Origin of the sequence: Paraburkholderia sp. RL17-337-BIB-A (genome assembly GCF_046025895.1) — a bacterium.
Lineage (GTDB): Bacteria > Pseudomonadota > Gammaproteobacteria > Burkholderiales > Burkholderiaceae > Paraburkholderia > Paraburkholderia fungorum_C.
On record NZ_JARESY010000001.1, the window covers coordinates 4162887 to 4183221 of the forward strand.

General features: G+C 58.0%; 12 protein-coding genes and 1 pseudogene. 4 read left to right on the forward strand and 9 right to left on the reverse strand.

From position 1 onward, the window contains the following. Positions 1–34 precede the first annotated feature (34 nt). On the reverse strand, positions 35–3025 hold the full coding sequence (locus P0D84_RS18610) for a plasmid replication protein, CyRepA1 family (RefSeq protein ID WP_408338727.1): 2991 nt from the start codon (positions 3023–3025) through the stop codon (positions 35–37). 80 nt (positions 3026–3105) lie between these two features. Further along, a complete protein-coding gene (locus tag P0D84_RS18615) occupies positions 3106–3663 on the reverse strand; it encodes a phage replication initiation protein, NGO0469 family (protein ID WP_408338729.1) in 558 nt (185 codons plus the stop codon). Positions 3664–4264: 601 nt separating this feature from the next. On the opposite strand from P0D84_RS18615, the gene P0D84_RS18620 reads away from it, so the two are divergent. Next, positions 4265–4495, forward strand: coding sequence for a hypothetical protein (locus P0D84_RS18620; protein WP_408338731.1), 231 nt, complete (start codon positions 4265–4267; stop codon positions 4493–4495). 264 nt (positions 4496–4759) lie between these two features. Here P0D84_RS18620 and P0D84_RS18625 read toward each other — a convergent pair whose 3' ends face one another. From P0D84_RS18625 to P0D84_RS18655, 7 genes are all read right to left on the reverse strand, one after another. Further along, positions 4760–5731, reverse strand: coding sequence for a 2-hydroxyacid dehydrogenase (locus P0D84_RS18625; protein WP_408338733.1), 972 nt, complete (start codon positions 5729–5731; stop codon positions 4760–4762). Between the two features lie 41 nt (positions 5732–5772). Next, positions 5773–7530, reverse strand: coding sequence for a TRAP transporter large permease (locus P0D84_RS18630; protein WP_408338735.1), 1758 nt, complete (start codon positions 7528–7530; stop codon positions 5773–5775). Between the two features lie 146 nt (positions 7531–7676). Continuing rightward, positions 7677–8681, reverse strand: coding sequence for a TRAP transporter substrate-binding protein (locus tag P0D84_RS18635; protein WP_408338737.1), 1005 nt, complete (start codon positions 8679–8681; stop codon positions 7677–7679). Between the two features lie 168 nt (positions 8682–8849). After that, positions 8850–9923 carry a maleylacetate reductase gene (locus tag P0D84_RS18640; protein ID WP_408338739.1) on the reverse strand — a complete coding sequence of 358 codons (1074 nt, stop codon included), beginning with the start codon at positions 9921–9923 and terminating at the stop codon, positions 8850–8852. A 57-nt stretch (positions 9924–9980) separates the two neighbouring features. After that, positions 9981–11195 (reverse strand): enolase C-terminal domain-like protein, encoded by a 1215-nt coding sequence (locus tag P0D84_RS18645; RefSeq protein WP_408338741.1) that lies wholly within the window; start codon positions 11193–11195, stop codon positions 9981–9983. Positions 11196–11483: 288 nt separating this feature from the next. Beyond that, on the reverse strand, positions 11484–12374 hold the full coding sequence (locus P0D84_RS18650; RefSeq protein WP_408338743.1) for a LysR family transcriptional regulator: 891 nt from the start codon (positions 12372–12374) through the stop codon (positions 11484–11486). Positions 12375–14682: 2308 nt separating this feature from the next. After that, positions 14683–16518: a recombinase family protein gene (locus tag P0D84_RS18655; protein WP_408338745.1), complete on the reverse strand. Its 1836-nt coding sequence runs from the start codon at positions 16516–16518 to the stop codon at positions 14683–14685. 105 nt (positions 16519–16623) lie between these two features. Here P0D84_RS18655 and P0D84_RS18660 point away from each other — a divergent pair. The 3 genes and pseudogenes from P0D84_RS18660 to P0D84_RS18670 all read left to right on the forward strand — a co-directional run. Next, a pseudogene (locus P0D84_RS18660) lies at positions 16624–16884 on the forward strand (ATP-binding protein); the annotation flags it as partial. A 294-nt stretch (positions 16885–17178) separates the two neighbouring features. Then, positions 17179–18288: a site-specific integrase gene (locus P0D84_RS18665; protein WP_408338747.1), complete on the forward strand. Its 1110-nt coding sequence runs from the start codon at positions 17179–17181 to the stop codon at positions 18286–18288. A gap of 27 nt (positions 18289–18315) precedes the next feature. Next, positions 18316–20334: a hypothetical protein gene (locus P0D84_RS18670; RefSeq protein ID WP_408338749.1), complete on the forward strand. Its 2019-nt coding sequence runs from the start codon at positions 18316–18318 to the stop codon at positions 20332–20334. Position 20335 lies beyond the last annotated feature (1 nt).

Sequence of the window (20335 nt, forward strand, 5' to 3'; positions counted from 1 at the left end):
CACGCATAGGATTCTGTTTGCACCGGCTGCGCCGTCAATATTCGACTGCGACGTAGCCGCGCTTGCGTTTGCGCAGCATCGCCTCTTGCTCCTTCTTCTTGCGTTTTGCCCGCTGAGTATCGGTCTCGAACTGGAGCGTAGGTACCGATTTTTGAGCCGCCGACGACATGCGCCGATCCACTATGTTCTTCACCGTCTCCCACGAAGCCTCGTCCAGCGGGTAGATGTTCGTGGTCACGCCGTCGCGTTTCTGCCGGATCGTGTCGCCGAAACTGAGGCCCATCAGGTCGAGGATGTCGCTCAATTGCCGAGCGGCCTTCTTCGACACGTCACGCCGCACAGAGATGCCGAACAACTCCTGAATCTTACTGGCCTTGCTCTGGCAGACCTCGGCAAAGCGCCCAAGTGTTTCCTGCGACACGCGCACGTTCTGTTTGATGGGCGTTACGTCGTCCGCGATGCCCGCCGCAGACAGCAATTCATGAAGCAACAGCTTCTTCAGCGGCTCGTGCGACCGGTCCGTTGCCATGTATTGAGCGTCGTGCTCGGCCCGCGCCCGTGCCTCTAGGTGCGCCAGCGGCGTCAAATAGACTTGCATGAGCCGCACCTTCTCCCTGTATGCGCCGCGCTCATCCAGCATCACCAGATCCGGCGTTACGTTAGTGCGATAGAACACCTCGATTTCGTACCGCCGCATGGACAGCTCATCGTCCTTGCGAATCACCATGCCAGCAGAGCTACGTTCACTGAGTACGCGATACCGGTCGTGATCGATCTGAGTCGCAGCGCATAGCGCCGCATTGCGCCGTGCAACGACTGCAATCTTCGCTGCATCCATCTTTTCCTTGCCGGTCAGGACGCCACTTCCGGGCGCGGGCTTCACTGTTTCGACCTGCCAGCCGTTGCGTACACGCAGTTCATGGAGATTCTTCCGTAGCCGATTCTTCGATGCCCGCGAAACGGAAACCACATTGGCGTACACGCTCAAATAGGTCTCGTCCACTTCCAGAGTGCCATCCGGGTGAATCCGCAGCAGCGCATCGCTCAGAGCGCCGTTGTCTTTGGCCTCCTGCCGGATCACGTTCGGGTCAGTCTCGAAACTGAACTGCTGGGGCGCAACCCAGACCCGGATTGCCTTTGGGTGCCGTACACGCGCGATCTGCTGGTCGATGTCGAAGTGCGTATTCACGCGGGCTTCAAAGAAGCCGAACACGTTGTCGACAAACTGTGCGTCGTTTGGAAACGTGATGTCAATGCCGGTTCCCATCGTGGGCGACGCGATCACCACGTCATAGTTCAGAAATTCGCTCTTCACTCCGTTGATGAACTTCATCACATCCGGATCGCTAACCGTATCCGACGTGACCAGCAGAACTCGCCGAGCGTTGCCAAACTCACGACGCAGCAGTTCGTCCAGCACTTCGGCCTTGTTTTTCGAATTGGTCGTGACGTAGTGCCGTCCGCCAGCCTTCACGGTCTGAACCATTTCTTCCGTCAGTTGGCCGTCGTCCTCGTAGAAATAGACTGGGCAACGGCTCTCCCGGTACGTGTTCACGTAAAAGCGGTACGGCGTGTCCGCGTTCACCGACTGGAAAACCGCGTTGACCGTAATCTGGCCGAGGTCGGCGTCCGACATGATGACCGACTTCGCCGAGCGCAGGTAATGGAACAGCTTGAGTGCACATTCCCGACGCTTGCCGCGCATGGTATCGCCGGTAAGGTGCGAGAGCACCTGCTCGGACTCGTCGATGATCACCACGTCGTACTTGTGGAATTCCGTGTTCAGCAGCTTGCCAACGCTATCGAGGCAGACGGTATAGTGGCTGTCGGGCAACTCATTCCGCAGCTTCCCTCCCTCCCGGTAGTAATAGCACGTCAGCCCGAGCCGTTCGGCCATACTGCTGATCAGCGTCCGCCGATGGCCGAAGAGAAGGACCGATTTACCCTCGTCTTTGCAACGCTGCACGATCTTCACCAGCCACTCGGTCTTGCCGGACCCCTTCGGGCTGCGCACAAACGTCACGCCGTCGAACGGCGTCGTGTCGAGGTGAGCCAGATACTTCGACCCGAACGTGAAGTGGCTGCGATCAACCTCAGCGAGTTTCACGAAACCCTCCGGCGCACCTTCGCCGAGGTGGTCCGGGTCTTCTTCATACTCTTTGTCGGCGACAATGCCCTCGACCTGATAGAAGTCGATCACGTTGGACCGCCGCTTCATGCTCGGCGGCCAGAACGTCGCGTTACATTTTCGGCAGTGAACACCAGCGACGCCAGATTGACTGCGCACGACAAATGCACTCGCGTGTCGATCCACATGCACAGGGCAATGGACTGGCGTGTAATGCGGCAGATCAGCGACCGGCATGATCCGACCGTTCTTGAGCGACACCTGCTGATCTACTGCGAGCGAGATTTCCGAGCGCCGCGTAGCCGGGCCGCTCGCCACGGCAATCCCGTCTGCATTGCGCTTCGAGTCTGACAGCTTTTCTTCACGCCCGAGGATCAGGATCTCTTCCAGTGCCTCGTTGCTCATAACGTTGTCGAACACGATGGGGTTCGAGTCCTTCGAGCCGAAGAAGAAGTGGCACGCGTCCTTGCACGCCCCATCGCCGCCAAACTTGCGGATGATGCCAGTATAGGCCGTCCGCATTTCGGCGATGTTCGTGATGGTGCGCGGAAGCCGGAACACGATCCGGAGGCGGTGTTCGGCCTCGGTATGCGATGGTGTGGTGTACAGCATCGCCGCCTGCTGCTGGACGAAGCCATCCGTCAGCGCATCTTCGACGCGCCAGCCATTATCGATATCGACCGTGAGAATGTCGGAGCACAGGAAGTGCTTCTCGCGACGCCGACCTTGATGCTGGACGCAGAACGCGTGACCGCGATTGATGTGATCGGCCAGCTCCGAAATCGTCATCTCGACGTTCTCGAATTCGGTTGCCGTGCGCTCCCATGACTCGGTGTCGTCCTCTGCGATCTTGTTGACGACGGCGAGCAATACTGCGAGTTTGTTACGTTGGGTCATTTTTTGTACCTCTTGTTGTTGGTGTGGGTCGCCAGAGGACGACCCGCTGGTTGGTTATGGGTTGATGTTGCAGACGTTGATCACGCCGCCGAAACGATGGTCTGCCATTCCGGGCTGGCCTCGATCATGCGTTGCACACGGCCGGGCAGTTGCTCGAACACGTACATGTCGGGCTTGTCGAGGCTGAAATACATGTTGTCGTCGTTCATGGCCAGCGACGTAATGACGTTGCTCAGCGGCGGCAAAATTGCTTCGATGACGGCACGCGGCGCAACCGGGTTATCTGTGTGCTTGATGATCAACTGGCATTGCCGTCCGACCAATTCCTTGAGGTCGAAGTCATTGGCAGCGCCTTGATCGGGAAACGGACCGATCCAGCTTTCCATCTCGCGGCGCAGCCGTCCCTTTGGGTGCATCGTCGCCGAGCGCATCTCGGCGAGACTGAGCGGCCTTCCCGTTTTCGGATTGACCTGATCGAGCACGTTGAAATACTTCATCAACTTGCGGCCGATGCTCGGCTTGCCGTCGAACACGCTGGTTTGCGTGCCGAGATCGACGACACCGGTGCAGATGGCCGGATGTTGACCGGCAGTAATCAAGGGAAAGGCAGCTCGGTTATTGAATTGCGAAATTCTCATGTTTGTTTCTCCAGAATGTAGTTGTCCCGCCCGGCGCTGGACTTATTAGTCGCGTGCATAGCGATGGGCGAAGCGAATGCGCACGCCTGCCTGCTGGCAGACGTTAGCTAGGTTTTGGTGCAGGAAAGTTTTGTGTGCAAGCGCGCGATACGGCCTCACTGGCGTACTGGCGCTGTCGGGCCACCCGGGGCGCTCGCCCAAGATGTAAATGCTCAGGACAGGGGGTGTCCTGGGACGCGACGCTATCTTTAACTTTTATAGCGTAGGTTGTTTGCGTATCGCACTCAAACTCGACGCTGAGAAATGTAGCACTACCCGAATGCGCGAGTCACGTGAATTTTTTGGTCGGATAACTTGATCTCAGCTGATTCATTGACGGCTGCAGAACCGCACTACTTTGGCCGTTTGTCACGTGAATTTTTCGACCTGTGATGGCTTTGGGACAACACTCACCACCACACCTATATACATATAGTGAGCGTGTGCTGTTCCCGGCCTCAGGCCGGTCCATTCCTGCCGCTACCAAGCCGGTTCGAGCCACAGAGATAAATACTGTCGATGCTCGACCGACAACCAAACCAGGCAAAAAACGAGGAAAACTATGGACGAACTGGAACGACTACAGGCGGCAATCGCCGAACACAAGAGACGCTGGACGGAAAAGTATGGCTGGGTGCCACGCGAACAGTGTCGCTACCCGACGATGGAAGAAGAAGAGCGCCGCGAGGTTGAGGCCGAATGGACGCGCGAAGCTAACGCATGCATTCGGATGATCATCGCGAACGCTCAATGCAATGACGATGATGATGATGCCGCTACGTTAACGAATTGAAAGGCAATCCGACGCCACGTGAAATGATCGCGTCCGTCCCTGATCGACCCACTTCAGCCCTCCGATCCGCCGTGACGTCAACGGCAGCTTTCCAGGTTCAACGGTCATTCGTGCAGTCATGTCGGCCGGCACTTGCTCGGCCGGCCGGAGCGGTCATCTGCGATCCGTCCGCGGCTATTGTGACTCAGCGTTCGCTTGTGGGATGTGCAAGTGGGTGGAAGACGGTAGAGATACCGATCTGACGTCGGCGCCTGATCTTAACATTCAGGGCTTTCGCACCACATTCAGCAGCGGCTCGCCGCGCGCTAGGCTGGTAAGGTTTTTGCCTATAACCGCATAGCGCCGGTACGGCAGGTCGGTCGTCCACGCCGATGAATGCGGTGTCGCGATCACGTTGGGCAGGGTGTGGAACGGTCGGTTCGATGGCGCGACAGTTTCAGTTTCGTTGGCCGGATAACGATACCACACGTCCAGCACCGCGCCGCCGATTCGCTGCTCGCTTAGCGCGGCGTAGAGCGCCTGCTCGTTGGCGATCTCCGCACGCGACACGTTGATGAGCACCGCGCTGCGCTTCATCCGCGCGAATGCATCGGCATCGAACAGGTCACGGGTTTCGGCAGTCAGTGGGCAAGTGATGCCAATGAAATCGGCCTGCGCCAATAACTCGGGAAATTCGTCCGGCGCGAGCAGGCGATCCACCACGCCCTCGATCGCACTGGCATATTTGTCTACTGCGAGCACTTGCATGCCGAAAGCACGCGCAAGCCGCGCAACCGCGCGGCCTATACGCCCTAGGCCGACAAGCCCGAAGACTTTGCCGTAGAGTTCGCCATGCGGGCGCCGCTGCCGGTAGATCTCCGACCAGCGCTCGGCGGTGAACTCGCTGCTCAGACTGCGCAGGCGCACCTGCCACTCGAGCATCGCCAGCATTACGAATTCCGCGATCGGGATTTCATGCTCGAACACATTGCAGACGACACACTCGGGCGGCAGGCTTTCCATCTCGATGCCGTCTAGCCCGGCGCCCGGGACATGCAGCATGCGAAACCGCGGCAGCGCCGTGCCGCGCCGTGACAAACGCAGCGATACCACACAATCCTGCGGGCCGATCTGTGCATCGTAGGCCGCGCTATACGCTGCTTCGCGCGGCAGCGGCACCAGTTCGAACTCGGACGGCACGTGCGGCGCGAGCTTATCGATATGGTTGGCGGCTTCGCCGATCATGAAGACTTTCATCTGCTTGTTTCCTTAATAGCCGTGCCGTCGACACAGCCGTTCTAGTTGATGAATCCGGTGGAAAGCCACGGCACCGCTGCGATCACGATCACGCCGGCAAGCAAGGCGAGCATATAACTGACGATGGAACGCATACCGGCATCCGGCGAGGCGCGGCCGATCGCCGATGCAACGTAGTAGCCGACCCCGAACGGGGGCGTAAACAGGCCGATGCCCATCGCAAGGATCACGACCATCGAGTAATGCACTTCATTGATGCCCAGGTGCTTGGCGATCGGGAACAGCAGCGGGCCGAGCAGCACGATGGCGGGCACCCCTTCCAGTACGCTGCCCAGCACGATGAACATCACGATCGAGACAGCCATGAAGCTGACCGAACCGCCCGGCAGCGCCGCCATCGCGGTGGCCAGATCGTCGGAAAACCCCGAACGCGTCAAGCACCAGGCCATCCCGGTGGCGCAGCCGATAATCAGCAGGATTGCGCCGGACAAGGCGGCGGTGTCGACCAGCATCGGCACGATGCGAGACCGATCGAAGCAGCGGTAGATCAGCAGGCCGACGATCAGCGTGTAGACGATGCCGACGGTGGACACCTCGGTCGCGGTGGCAATGCCCCGGACAACCGCGTAGCGGATCACGAACGGGAGCACTAGGGCTGGAACCGCGATCCACAGCGAACGCAGGATTTCGCGACGGCTCGGCCGCACCAAATGCGACAGGTCTTCGCGGCGGTAGCGCAGCCACACCACGCAGCAAAGCGCTGCCGCGAGCAACAGACTGGGTAGCAACCCGCCGGTGAACAGCGCGGCAATTGACACGCCTGTGACCGAACCTACCGTGATCAGCACGATGCTGGGCGGAATCGTTTCGGTTTGCGCCGCGGTGGCGGCCAGCAACGCGACCAGGTCGCCCTCCTTGGCGCCGCGCTTCTTCATTTCAGGAAACAGCGCCGGAGCGACTGCTGCCATGTCGGCCGCTTTGGCGCCCGAGATACCCGATACCAGGTACATCGCGCCGACCAGCACATAGGCCAAGCCACCGCGGCGATACCCGATCAGATTGGCCAGGAACGTCACCATGCGCTGCGCCATGCCGGTCATTTCGATCAGCAGGCCAAGGAATACAAACAGCGGCACCGCCAGCAGGATCAGGTGCGACATGCCTTCGTCCATGCGGCCCACCAACACGGTGAGCGGCACGTGCGTGGTCAGGGTGAGGTAGCCGAAGGTGGCCAGCCCGAACGAGAACGCAATCGGTATGCCGGCAAACACCGTGCAGATCACCACGCCGAAGAAGAAGATCAGTAGGTTGATCTTGCCGAGGTTGGCCAACAAGGGCTGCAGCAGGTAGAACGCGGCAGCGACCAGCACCAGCATTACCAGCGCTGCAGCAGCCACCCGCGGGTTGCCGGTGCGCAGCAGCCGCAGCACGCTGGCGCAAACCATCAGCACCACGCCCACCGGCAGCGCGGCGGCGCGCCATGTACCCGATAGTTCGAGCGCGGGCGTGATGAACTCGCCTTGGCGCACCGCGAAGTTAAGGGAGGGCGCCAGCAGCAGCGCCATGAACAGCAGCGCTGCGCCGATCGCAATCAGCTCGAGAAAAGCACGCAGCGACGGCGACGCCCGCGCCACTAGAGCGGTCATGCGCATATGCTCGCCGCGCTGCAGCGCTATCACCGAGCCGAGCATCGCCAGCCACAAAAACAAGATGGACGCGACCTCGTCGGTCCAGGTCAGCGGCATTTGCAGCACGTAGCGCGCCGTCATGCCGGTGAACAGAATCACGACTTCGGCCACCACTAGCGCCGCCACCGGGTATTCGACCAATCGGCCGAGCCACACTTCAAGCCTGCATATGCCGCGTGCGAACTGGCTGTGGCCGTCCTGGTTCTCAGTTGGGCGCACCAAGCCGCCGTGCGGTCTCTGTTCGATCGATAGCGATTTCATGTAAGCCTCCCCACCGACGCTTCCAGCACACCCCAGGCCTCGGGCCCGAACTTATTCTTCCAGTCGGTATAAAAGCCTGCCTTTTGCAGCATCGCGCGAAAGGGCGCGGGATCGGCTTGATTGATCTTGAGCCCTTTTTTCTGCAATCCGTCGCGCAGCGCAGTGTTTTGCGCGGCGATATCGCCGCGCTGTTGCAGCGCAGCGGCGTTGAAGGCGCGGCTCACGATGGTACGCAGATCGGGTGTGAGCGATTCCCATGAGTCGCCGTTCACGACGATCCAGCAGCCGTCCCAGATATGGTTGGTCAGGGAACAGTATTTTTGCACCTCATAGAACTTGGCCGTGTCGGACACGATCAGCGGGTTTTCCTGGCCGTCCACCACGCGGGTCTGCAAGGCGGTGTATACCTCGGCCAAGTTGATGCTGGTGGGCGAGGCGTTCAGGGCTTTGAACAGCGACACGTACAGCGGGCTGATCGGCACGCGGATCTTGAGGTTCGCGAAGTCGGCCGGGTTCGCGATGGCCCGCGTGCTGGTCGTGGTCTCGCGAAAACCGTTGTCCCAGACCCGGTCGAGTGCGTGCAGACCGGACTTTTGGAACGCATTGCGTACGTACGCACCAAGCTTACCGTCCATCGCCGGCCACACAGTGCTGTAGTCGGCGAAGGCAAAACCGATGCCGCTGAGCGCCGCGTTGGGCACGAGCGTCGACAGGATTACCCCGCCTGTGCTGAACATGTCGATGCCACCGGAGTGCACCTGCGAGAGCAGATCGTTATCGCCGCCGAGCTGGCTATTGGGGAACACGCTGATGTCCACCCGCCCGCCGCTCTCCTGCTTGATGCGAGCAGCGGCCTGGAGCGCACGTACGTGCAGTGGATGGCTGGCCGGAAAGCCGTGACCGAATTTCCAGCTGAACTCTGCGGCAGAGGCCGGCAACGCGACCGCACTCAGCGCGAGCGAACCGAGCGTCTGGACGAAAGTTCTACGGGACATGCTCATACTGTGCTCCTCCTGGAGTAACGCTTCTGTTGCGGCCGCCGGCTGTACCGGGACGGTCTATTGTTCTGCGCGAGACGTTGCGTGGCCTGCGGTCGGCAGGCGCGCCGCAGCGCGTCCGGGCGGCACGGACCACACAAGACACCGGCCGTACGCGAGGCAGACGTCACCTTACACTGGCCGCGCCCCGGCCCATGCCGCGTCGAGAATCCCACGCACGGCAGCCAGCGTGACCGGTCCGGGGTTCATGCCGTCGTCGGTATCGACAGTAATTTGCGCGGCCTCATCCAGTTGATCCTGCTTCAGGCCGGCACGGCCCAGGCCCATCTCTACGCCGAGCTTGCCGGCAAGATCATAAATCGCGCCACCCAAGTCGTCGGTGCCCATAGCTGCGGCGACCGGTCCAAGGTGGCCGTTCGCGTAACGGCTGTTATACGCCGCCACATATGGCAGCACCAGCGCGTGGGAGGTTCCGTGCGGCACGCCGAAGCTGCCGCCGAGCACGTGCGCCAAGCCGTGTTGTAGCGCAAAACCTCCGGTCAGGGCGACCCCACCGAGGTATGCGCCATAGAGCATTTCGGTGCGGGCCTTGAGGTCGTCGGGCTGCGCCATGACCCGCGGCGCGGCAGCCGCAATCACGCGTGCCCCTTCAGCCGCGGCGAGTCGCACCATCGGGCTGACAGTAGGCACGTACACCGCGTCGACGCAATGGGCCAGCCCGTTGAGTGCGCTTGCTGCACTCACATCCAACGGCAGGCTCACACTCAGGGACGGGTCGTACACGATGGTGCTAGCCAGCATCTTCAGGCTGGTGTGCATGCGCTTCACGCCATCGATGGTGATGCCGCAAAACCCCGTCACCTCGGAACCGGAGTAAGTAGTGGGTACCGCCACGATAGGCAGGCCCAGTTCCAGCGAAATCGCCTTGCCCAACCCGATCGCAGCCCCGCCACCTATGCTGACGATGCAGTCCGCACCGCGCGCCTTCACTTCTTCGCGTGCGGTACGCGCGAGCTCGATGGGCACCTGCGACACCGCTTGCGCCAATAGCCCGACGCAGCGTTCGCCAATCAGTCCGCCGACCCGGTCGCCCAGCGCGCTGCGTCCCGGCGTGGTTACCAGCACCGCACGGCGCGCGCCCAGGCGCTCGACCTCCGCAGCAATGCCCTCCAGCGCGCCAACGCCGAATACGACGCGTGGCGGCGTAGCGTTATAGATGTCTCCTGGGCACGCAAAATTTCTCATATCGCTTCCTGTCACGTAATGTCTCCGATTCCGAGCTGCACTGAAGCTAGCCTGTGCCTACCAGTCGACCACCGTGCCGTCCTCCAGCACTGCACCGCGGGTATGCATCACCTCTTCCTTGAAGGGGTGCTTGGCAGCTTCCCGTTCATTGATTTCAACCCCCAAGCCCGGACCGTACGGCACTTCCCAGTAACTGCCGACGCGCCGCATCGGGCTTTGGACCACGTCGTCGTACCAGGGCACGGCACCACTCATCTCTTCTTGGATCAGGAAGTTCGGCGTCGATACGTCGTAATGCAACGCCGCAGCGCCAGCGATCGGTCCGTTCGGGTTGTGCGGCGCGATGCCAATCAGTTCGGCTTCGGCCACCGCCGCGATACGCTTGCCTTCAAGCAAGCCGCCGGTATGGTTCAAGTCGGGTTGGGCGACATGCACTGCCTTGGAGGTCAGTACTGGCATGAACTCATTGAGCCCGACCAGCCGCTCGCCCGAGGCGATCGGGCATTGCGCACGCGCGGCAATCTGGCGCAGCGCCTCGGTGTCGCCTGGCAGTACCGGTTCCTCGCAGAACATCGGCCGGTACGGTGCAAGTTCCTCGATGAAGCTCATGGCCGCGGCGATCGACGCGGGCCGGCCATGGAAGTCGATCATGATGTCGACGTTGTCGCCCACGGCTGAGCGCAGGGTGTTCATCAAGCGGCCGACATGTTTGCGGGCAGGAATCGAGGCGACGTGGTTCCCGTATGGAATGAACACGACCTTCAGCGCGGTGTAGCCTTTTTCCACGACCTGCAGTGCGCTGTCGCGCAGTTTGCCGTGGTCGAAGGTTTCGTACACCGCCTTCATATCGCCCAAGCCCAGATGTGTGTACAGCCGCACCTTGTCGCGCACCTTGCCGCCCAGCAGACGCCAGACGGGCACGTTCATGCTCTTGGCAAAAATGTCCCACAGCGCATGCTCGATGCCGCTAATGGCGGTAGCGCCGATAATGCCGAGCTTGTAGTAGCTATGCTTGTTCATAGTGCGCACGCAATGCTCGATGTCGCGCGGGTCGAGGCCTAGCAGAAGCGGCTCGAAATCTTGAACGGCACCGGTCACAGCGCGAGTCTTCCAGTTCAAGCTTGCCTCGCCCCACCCGTACAAGCCGTCCTGATTGGTGAGCACCTTGACGAAGATCCAATTGCGCATCTCCGCGTTGACGACCATTGTGCGAACCCCAACGATCTTAAGTGCCGACCCATCGTCGGCGGGCCTGCTTTGATATTGCTCCATCGGTGTCTCCATGAGCTGTTGGATGTGGCTCCCGATGGCAACGTTACATTTGATCCGGTAAGAAGCGCCAATATTTCTTTTATCTTGATTGAAAACTCTTTCTTATCACTGGCTCGCAAATCGGAGGATGCGAAAACACCGGGCGACGGTACGTAGATGTGCGCGAGAGGCTTATCTGCAAGGGCTTCCCGGGAACTGCGCGAACTGCGCTGGTGCTGTATGCGGAGCCGCCTGCGTTGAATTCGAGGCCGTGCGTGCTGCAAGCGCTTGCGGGTTTGTCCCTAGCGTCTATCGCACGGTCTTTCCTACCGCTGCGGCTGCGTCGAGGAACACCTGTACGGCGGGCGAGGTGTCATCGGCATGATGAGCCACGCCCAGCGACAGGTAAGGTGTCGGACCTTCCAGCTTACGGTAGGTCGCGCCGGGGCGCACCAGTCGCTGAAATTCTGAGGCGATAAAACCGATCCCCAAGTTGGCGGCGGCCAACGCGATGATCGATTGTGCCGGCGACGCTTCGAGGATCACCTTAGGACTGAAGCCGGCTTCCTGGCACAGGCTAATGATGCGGTCGTAGAGCTGCGGCCCGACCTTGCGGGGAAAAATGATGAACTGCTCGCCAGCCAGGTCGCGCAACGTCAGAGTCTTGCGTTTGGCCAGCGGATTACTCTCTGAAAGCACGATATTGAAGGCTGTGGTAGCGATGGTGCGGCACGCCAGAGACGGATCGTCCAACGGCGGGTGACCGATGCCAAGCTGGATGGTACCCGCCCGAAGTGCATCTTCCTGTTCGGCGGTGGTCATCTCGTGGACGATGACGCCGACTTCGGGCAGGCGCTGCGCGAAGATTCGCAGAATCTCGGGAAATACGATGTACAGCGCCGTCGCGGTCAGGCCGATCGCCAACTGACCGATCTCGCCCTTATCGGTGCGACGCGTGAGCTCCATCGCTTGATCCATGTCGCGCAGCAGCTTGCGAGTCTGTAGGAGAAATACTTCTCCCGAGCGGGTAAGAGAAACTTGTCGCTTGTTGCGGTACACCAGTTGCACTTGCAGGTACGCCTCGAGCATGCGCAACTGCTGGCTCAATGCCGGTTGGGTCATGTGGCAGCGCGCGGCAGCGCGATGAAAGTGCAATTCTTCCGCGAGTGCAAGGAAGCACTCTAGTCGTCGACGATCCATGCCCTATCCCATCATCGTGCATCGGTCCCTGCAAGCCGCTTTGCCCGCCGCCCCTTGAAGGTCAGCTTGATAAGCGAAAGTTATTACCACGGATGATAGCAGGTGGTTTTGGGATCGTTGCACGTTCGCGAGCGTAATAGAGCCGGCCTTTCGGTTTGGTATGCAATGCCGTCCGCGGAACGGTGCAGCATCGCTGAATTGTCTCAGCCCATTCTCTGCCTTAGCGCACCGCGCACAAATGGGTAAAGCGCTCCCATTGGAGTGATTCGCGTCAGGCAAGAAGGCCACGCGCGACACCGCGAATTTCTTTCGCGAATGCTCCGCGATGATTGAGTTTACGCTCACTCGTCAATGGCCGACGACGTGCCGGACAGAATCGGCACGCGAAGGTCTGTTAGCTGGGCGAAGCCGACGTTCGAATGTCGTGCGAGAGCGCGGGCCAACGACCGTAGGTGGCCGGTCACTGACTCATCCAAACCTCATGCACCGCCCGAACCTCGCAAAGTCGCGATCGGCAGCACGCGACCCACATGAGACATTCGGCTATCTACAGAGAGGTCGTTCGGCAGCGCAGCAGGTCGCCAACTCCTACGGGCACCCACAAATGTAGCAGCGTTATCGCCTACGTATGAGGGTAGCCATAACCGTCGAGTTAGACAACAATCAATACGAAATGAACGAACATAAAGCGGAGTAGTTTTCAGCCAAGACAAGCGACTATGCGCGCCGGGTCACTCAATGAGAAAAAGGTATGAAAACTGATTGATTGGAAAAACTTAAATAATCCGGAAAATGGCGATGATGCACGTGGCCATTGTTAATGGAGACACCGCAAGCATTTGTTAAGCTAACAGCGTCTTCTTTGGAGGGTTCACCGGGACGCTCCCATAATGGAGAACATCATGAATGCTGAATCGAACGAACGAAGCGCCAAGTTGTCCGACCAAGATTCAGAGACGGCAAAGCGTCTCTACGTTGAGGCAAATAAGGCGCTTGAGGAATTGGCACAGATAGTCGCAAGAACGTTGGGTGCCACTTTGAGCAAGGATCATGAGGTCATGCTTATACCCGAGAGCCATAGATCGCGCGGCGCGGAGCCTATGGTGAGACCAATAGTATTCAGAGGGACAGAAATATCCTGTGACCACGGAATATGTTATTGCTTCGACTACGATACGCATATGGGCGGTCTCTGCTGAGAAAATAATCGGTTTTGCAAAATCCAGGGTGCGGTGCTCGCGAGCGTTCAAGCATCGTGACTACGGAATCCCGGAAACATGGTCAGACTATTTTCTGAGGCCAGACTAGGGATTGCGTAGGGCCGATACCCGTTGTTTTAAGTGGGAGAGTGCGACATGTGATTCAGTAGGGCCGCTCCAGTCTGTTTCAAATGACCTCCGTAAAAGTAGAATAACTCGCTAACCTTAACGGTGACCTTCAAATGGAGCGCCGCTGTTGCCCACGTATGTGGGTAACCATAACATTCAGACGAGAGAATAATTAATATGAAATGAAGGTGGGCGTAATTTCGGGGATGTTCAGATGGCGCCAGCGTATCAGATATAAACGCCAGCTAGAAATGAAATCGATCGTGCCAACTCGCCGAGTGGGATGATATGCACTAAAAAGATTGTGGTTATATTTCAGAAAATCGACGACTTCAATAGGGAGAACCTTCGCCCTGACCCTGATTCGACGACGTACAACTTTGTCGAAAATAGATTCGATGATCGGCTTTCGAACTCATTTTTTTAAGTTTAGATCGACGAAAACACCTACTTGCGGCACGTCATAATCTACGCGTTCGCAATATTGTCAACGATTGCACCGGCGATGTCGAACGGCCGCTTGTGGCCGAACAGCGACGAATCGACGATTGTTCACCCGGCTGTCGGCGCAGCGTATCGAACCGCCAAAGGGAATCAATCTGCGACGCGTTATTTCTTTCGTTCAGGCCGTCCGAACAAACGGCCCGTCTGATCGCCCGGTCTAACCCGACGCCCATCCGATTCGTACGTGTTCTTCGAAGGCGAACTGTAGAATCTGAGCCGCCGACGTTGCGAATCGTATGCGACAGTGCTTCCGTTGCTGGTCTTTTCTTCGAAGCCGATGATGCGGCCCATCCCGTCACGCACAGGTTTCGTTGCCATGTAACTCTCCCTTGTAGTGAAACTGTAGGAAAATTCTATCGAGCCTACAGGGTATGGGCGCGGAATTTTGCGGCTCTGGACGTGGCGGCGATAACACACTGCAAACAACAGTTAATACCTAGAGGGCGCGTGTTGACACCGGCAGGTCAAGCGCGGTCTTAGGCCTTTCCCTGCGATTTCTGTGCAAACTCCGTCAGCTTCTCCACCATCGCGACAATCGCGCCGACGGGCTCAGCAGGAGCGGCCAGACCTTGCCCGCTTTCAACGGACTGGAGATGCACTACCTCCGGATTTTCGAGGTCAGGCCGAATCATCCGGACGGCATCGCTTCGCGAGATCATCGTGAAAAATCGCTCGCTGACCTTTGGCGTCAGACGCAAGTTCGCCGCAATGTGCGTGTTCGCTTCATCCTCACTGGCACCGTTGGCGATCATGCGCGCCCGGAACTTATCGATGAGATACGGCTTGTCGATATATCCGCCAGGATACATGGCGATTCGAACGATGAGCCGCTTGATATGCTGGCTCAACCGCGCTCGCACATCGTATAGCTCGTCACCTTCCAGTTCGCTGATCCGCTGTAGCAACTCGTCAATCGATGCGCGAACCGCCGTTACGTCAACCGTCGCATTCGCGCGGAGATCATATTTCTGTCGCGTCTCTTCCAGTTCGGCACCGAGCTGCATACGGTCCTGTTCCAATTGGTCCATACGCGCCTGCAACTGCGGGAATTTTGAGCCGCCAGATTCAATGGCTTCGAGAATGTTCGCCTGCTTCTGCTCGTTGTCAGTCATTGACGATTCGAGCACCGCGATGCGCGCGCTCAGTGCAGCGAGTTCCGACTTGACTGTATCGCGGGTCTGGAGGAATGCATCGAAATCCAGCCCCTTGCAGTACGTGAGAACACTACGTTCGAATTGAGGATATTCCCACGGCACATAGTGGCAACCGTTTCCCGCTTTCGCTCGCGCGCAGACCAACAACTTTGCACGTGGCCCGCTGTGCCCTTTGTTCACATACACCATTGATCCGTTGCAGTAACCGCAGCGGAGGATGCCAGAGAACAGATTCGACAAGGTCTGCCCTTTCCGACCGGCGCTATTCGTTCGGCGCGATTGCCGAGCCGTCTTCGCAAGAACGAAGTCTTCGTCCGAGACGATTCGCGGAAAGTAGTCGGGAGCCGGATCGCCCTCGGGAATACGCTTGCCATTGACGAGCGTATGCGGCTGAAATTCGCCAAGGACTGCCCGGTTATCGAGGATCTTTTTGATGTACGACGCGTGCCACTGGTTTGCTGAACGTGTCCCGAGCGTGGGAATCTCTTGCTGGTTCAGTCGCCGCGCGATGGTTTCCGAACCGATCCCGTCTCTCGACCACTCGAACATGCGCTGAACAAGCTCCACGCGATCCGGTACGAGCGAGTAGGCTGTCCTATCCTCATTTAGTTTCAGCCACCTTGGAGCCATTTCGGTCAGTTTCGTGTCACCGATTCTGCCACGCTTCGCCTTCCATGCCTCTTTCAAACGCCGACTTTTTGTTAGCGATTCTTCATGGGCGCGGGACATGACAACAATCGAAATGATCAGTTCGGTGAATTGCTCGTTGATCTTTTCCTTGCTGTACTCCCTGCCGTCCGCCAATGTCACCAGTCGAATTCCACGATTGATGATCGACATGAAGACTTCGAGCGCATCGGTGACTCTCGCTCGCGAGAGCCGGTCGAGCGACTCTACAAGCAGATACGATCCCGGCTCGACAGCACCCGAATCGATGGCACGGAGAAAAGCACCGAGTTCGCCGTTTCTGATGTTCGACTTGTCGAAAGCTGACACGCCGAGATCGCGGTACGTCAGGCTTTCATCAAGCGTCAGCCCATGAGCCTCGGCATATTTCTGTGAAAGTTCTGTCTGCCTGCGAGATGAATCGCCCTTCTGCTGCTCAGGCGTAGAAAAGCGGATGTACGAGTAAGCCTTCGGGGTTGGGGTAGGAGGCACGGCATGGATAGTGGAAACAGGGAGGGCTAATCTATCACAAGGCCATATGTCATAGCCGCCCGGCTGGGCTTAATTGGCCAACTGGGTTTATTTGGCCTCACATCCTTGCTGATCGGGCCGCCTGGCGCGGGCAAATCGATGCTCGCCGCCCGCCTGCCTGGCCTCCTCCCACCCATGACCGATGACGAAGCGCTCAGCTCGGCCGCCTTGCTGTCCGCCAGCCGGGCCGGCTTTACGCCGTCGCAATGGCGGCAACGGCCGTTTCGCGCGCCGCATCATTCGTCGAGCGCACCGGCGCTGGTCGGCGGGCGCAATCCGCCGCAACCCGGCGAAATCACCTTGGCGCATCTGGGTGTGCTGTTTCTGGTTATATTCAAATCTTCTTTTTACTAGCCGCAACGTAAAATTTCGGCTCTGGTGTGGTAGCTTAGAGCTTATGGAGACTCTAAATTTTTAACCATGCAACGTAGTTTCAGAGTGTTTGGTTCCCCTCCGGACGGCGAGTTTGCTCGGCGCTTCCCTGCTCTCGCGCACCTCCCTTGCATCTTCGACAGCCGCCCTGGCTACCACCGGCTTGGGAACGCTTACCTAGTAGACAGAGGGCTCAACCTATGGAAGCCAACAGGCAGCCGCTCGAACCGCATTCCTACTGACCAAACTATGTTTGACTATGCGGAATGGCTTGCAAACTTTCTCGAATGGGCGGAGCGGCGAAACGTTGCGCTCGACACCTGTGGTTATGCAACCGACGTAGCTGGGAAATATCAAAGCGAAATGCTCAATGGAGAGTGGTCCAAAGACGGGGCTCCGAAGAAGGCATCAACAGTTAACGCGCGCGTCCAACAAGCCTGTGATTTTTTGAACTGGATGGTAAGTCGAGGATTTCGGAAGTCATTTGAAGTGCCTTACGAATCGTCATCCCTGCCTTTCGAAGCAGAGCCATCAACCGCTCGCACGCAGAAACGAAGTAGCCGGGCAAGAAGAGGCCGAGTCCGAACCCCGGTGACCGCTTTAAATATGCCCAGTAGCGCGGCAGTTCGCGAGTGGCTTCAGAGAATCCACGACATCTCGGGACCTATCTCATATTTGATGTGTGAGACCGTCGTTCGAACGGCCATGCGGAGGGAGGAGGTCGTCTGCCTACGCGTCGACACATTGCCCGAGAATCCCGCGGACTGGCACATAACGAATCCAGACGCGCCGGAGAGTGCGCAGCTCGTGCGAATTTTGATTAAGTTTGGAACGAAAGGGCCAAGCTATGGAAGGGACCACGGCGACAAAATCGGGCCTGAAGACCCCATCCTCATACCTCTTGGTTTGGCCAAAAAGTGGCATGAGTACCGCAACGGTCACCGTCTAAAAGCCTTTAAGAATTGGATGGCCGGGGTCAAAGGTGCCGAAGCACGCCGGAAACGTGCAGCTGACGCGGTCCATCTTTTCCTTCACGAAGCCGACGGCGAGCGTTTCTCGGGGAAGCAGTTCTACGACCTGTGGGTTTCAGTCGAACTGCCGTGCCGTGGTTGGTCCCCGCATAAAGGTCGGCATTGGTGGGCGTGCGTGGTGCTCTGGCGAGAAATCAACAAGAACTTCAGTCCGGTGAGCAATGAAACGCCGGTGGTCCTACTAACGGCAACTGCACAGAGCATATTGAAACTGCAAATTCAACCACAGCTCCGACACAGCAGTACCTCCACAACCGAGACCTATATCAACTGGATTGTTCAAATGGTTGGGCATTCCGTAAATCTTGAAGAAGACACGGACTTTTAAGAGTCTGCATCGAAACCGAAGAAGACGATGAGCATCCGCGCTAACACGAATACGAAAGACCGCAAAAAAAAGGGCAGCAATCGTAATGTTGCGAACGCGGACATCGTTGTTCCTACTGAAAGGAACGCCCTTCAATTTTGGACCGCACACCCCGACAAACCTTGCTTCGTCGATTTGACCAGCTTCGAGATTGGCAAATTTTCGAAAAACGGCTCAGGGGTTGGCTCGTATACCGGCAGGCCAGGTTTGATTGAAGAGTTAGCGCCAGCCATAGTCGACCATTTGTCGCCCCTAGCCGCGAAATCTGTAGACCAACATCTGAACGCGATACGCGCGTGGTGGCGCCTGTTTGATGCTGTAGAAGGGAAGGCTCCCGACCTGCCAAAGCTCACCTCCGTTTCTCAACTCACTGAGCTTCATCGGCAAAGAGCATATGACCAAGGTATGGACAGGCTCATCTTCGGCAACTTCCTGATTGTAGTCAACAAAACCCGCGCAGCGCTTGGACTCAAACCGCTCTACTGGCAGCGTCCTCGACCGCGTACGCCCACACGCCATCTGCCGCCTCAATGGCAGACCGACTTGGTGCGCCATAAACTCAAGCATGCTTGGCTCGCAACTGTGGACAGGTGGGACACGGCCGAAGCGCTTTTAGTGAAGCGGAAGCCGTTGGTAAGCAAAATGGACGACGCTGCGATGTATGCGGAACAGAGTCGCCTGCTCAAATCTTACCGACGCCTCGAGACGACGATTAAGCGGACTGGCGATGCGCGCCCGACCGTCGAAGCCTTGTTCGGTAAAAATTCGAAAGACGATTTTTACGACGAATTCAAGCAAGGCGAAATGCTCCGAAGTCGATACCCGGATTCTCAGGACATCCGCGTTGCATTTCACCTGTGCCTGGCAATCACCGGTTGGAATCCGGCCACGCTCATCGACCTTGACGTAGACGACGAATTCGTCGAGCCGCATCCGAAAGACCCTTCGCGTTACATACTTCGTGCGCGGAAAGATAGAGCACGAGGGAAAGAGCAAGTCTACGAAGGGCTCATCAAAACCCGCTTCGGTCCGGGATTCATTCTCCGCCGCTTAATTGCCCAAACGGCTCCTCTGCGAAAGAAGCTGAAAAGCACATTAGACGAGCTTTTACTGGAACAACAGCATGCTCATGAACCGACCAAGGAAAGCCGAATTGCGCTTGAAAAACGTATAGATACCCTGAAAAAAAGCATCCGTTCTCCTTGGCTCTACTTTACCGGGTCTGGAAATGAAGATGGCATCACCTCACTGGCCGATGTTTCGTACGCAAGACACGATTTTCTCGAGAAATTCATCGCAGAAGTCAATCAACATCAAGCACCAGACAGACAAGTAGAAGTGTTCAAGGCAACGGACTTTCGTGACGCTTATGCTGCGCGCGTCTATCACGCCAGCGGAGGCTCCATTCTGGCCGTAATGAAAGCACTCAACCATAGCAGGCTGAGTTCGACACAAGACTACCTCAACAATACTCTACTTCGTGAAGAGCATCGGGTCTTATATTCGACTTTCAGTAACAGCCTATGGCACGACATCAGAGTCAATAGAAGAGTCGACCCTACCGTGTTAGCAGCGTGGTCGCGCCATGGCGCGGTCAGCCCGCAGAACGAAGAGCGACTCGCGCTGTATCGCAAGCTACTGCGAAGTCGAATAGGCACTGGATGCAAGGACCCTCATAATCCACCCAAGCATATCGCTCCAAACTTCGTCGCCGATGGGAAGAAAATGTGCTCGGTGCATCGCTGCATGCTATGTCTTGAAAAAGCGGTCCTCTTTCCGGATAGCCTGCAGGGATTATGCAAGCGCCTAGCAGAACTCCGCTATCTACGCGCCAACATGAGCGTCATCTCATTCAGCCAATCATCGTTCGGTGAAGAAATGGAGAACATCGAGCTTGCACTCCTCGGTTTTGACCCATGGCTTGCAAACGAGACCGTCCGCGATTGGGAACGTAAAATTGCGGAAGGTTCGCATCGTGTGGTGGAGTTCGACGGGGCCGAGGAGTGAC

Excerpts from the sequence above, each read along its gene's own strand:
- P0D84_RS18670 (WP_408338749.1), top strand. The coding sequence starts at position 18,316 with ATGAGCATCCGCGCTAACACGAATACGAAAGACCGCAAAAAAAAGGGC.
- P0D84_RS18610 (WP_408338727.1), bottom strand. The coding sequence starts at position 3,025 with ATGACCCAACGTAACAAACTCGCAGTATTGCTCGCCGTCGTCAACAAG.
- P0D84_RS18620 (WP_408338731.1), top strand. The coding sequence starts at position 4,265 with ATGGACGAACTGGAACGACTACAGGCGGCAATCGCCGAACACAAGAGA.
- P0D84_RS18645 (WP_408338741.1), bottom strand. The coding sequence starts at position 11,195 with ATGGAGCAATATCAAAGCAGGCCCGCCGACGATGGGTCGGCACTTAAG.
- P0D84_RS18625 (WP_408338733.1), bottom strand. The coding sequence starts at position 5,731 with ATGAAAGTCTTCATGATCGGCGAAGCCGCCAACCATATCGATAAGCTC.
- P0D84_RS18635 (WP_408338737.1), bottom strand. The coding sequence starts at position 8,681 with ATGAGCATGTCCCGTAGAACTTTCGTCCAGACGCTCGGTTCGCTCGCG.
- P0D84_RS18665 (WP_408338747.1), top strand. The coding sequence starts at position 17,179 with ATGTTTGACTATGCGGAATGGCTTGCAAACTTTCTCGAATGGGCGGAG.
- P0D84_RS18615 (WP_408338729.1), bottom strand. The coding sequence starts at position 3,663 with ATGAGAATTTCGCAATTCAATAACCGAGCTGCCTTTCCCTTGATTACT.
- P0D84_RS18640 (WP_408338739.1), bottom strand. The coding sequence starts at position 9,923 with ATGAGAAATTTTGCGTGCCCAGGAGACATCTATAACGCTACGCCGCCA.
- P0D84_RS18650 (WP_408338743.1), bottom strand. The coding sequence starts at position 12,374 with ATGGATCGTCGACGACTAGAGTGCTTCCTTGCACTCGCGGAAGAATTG.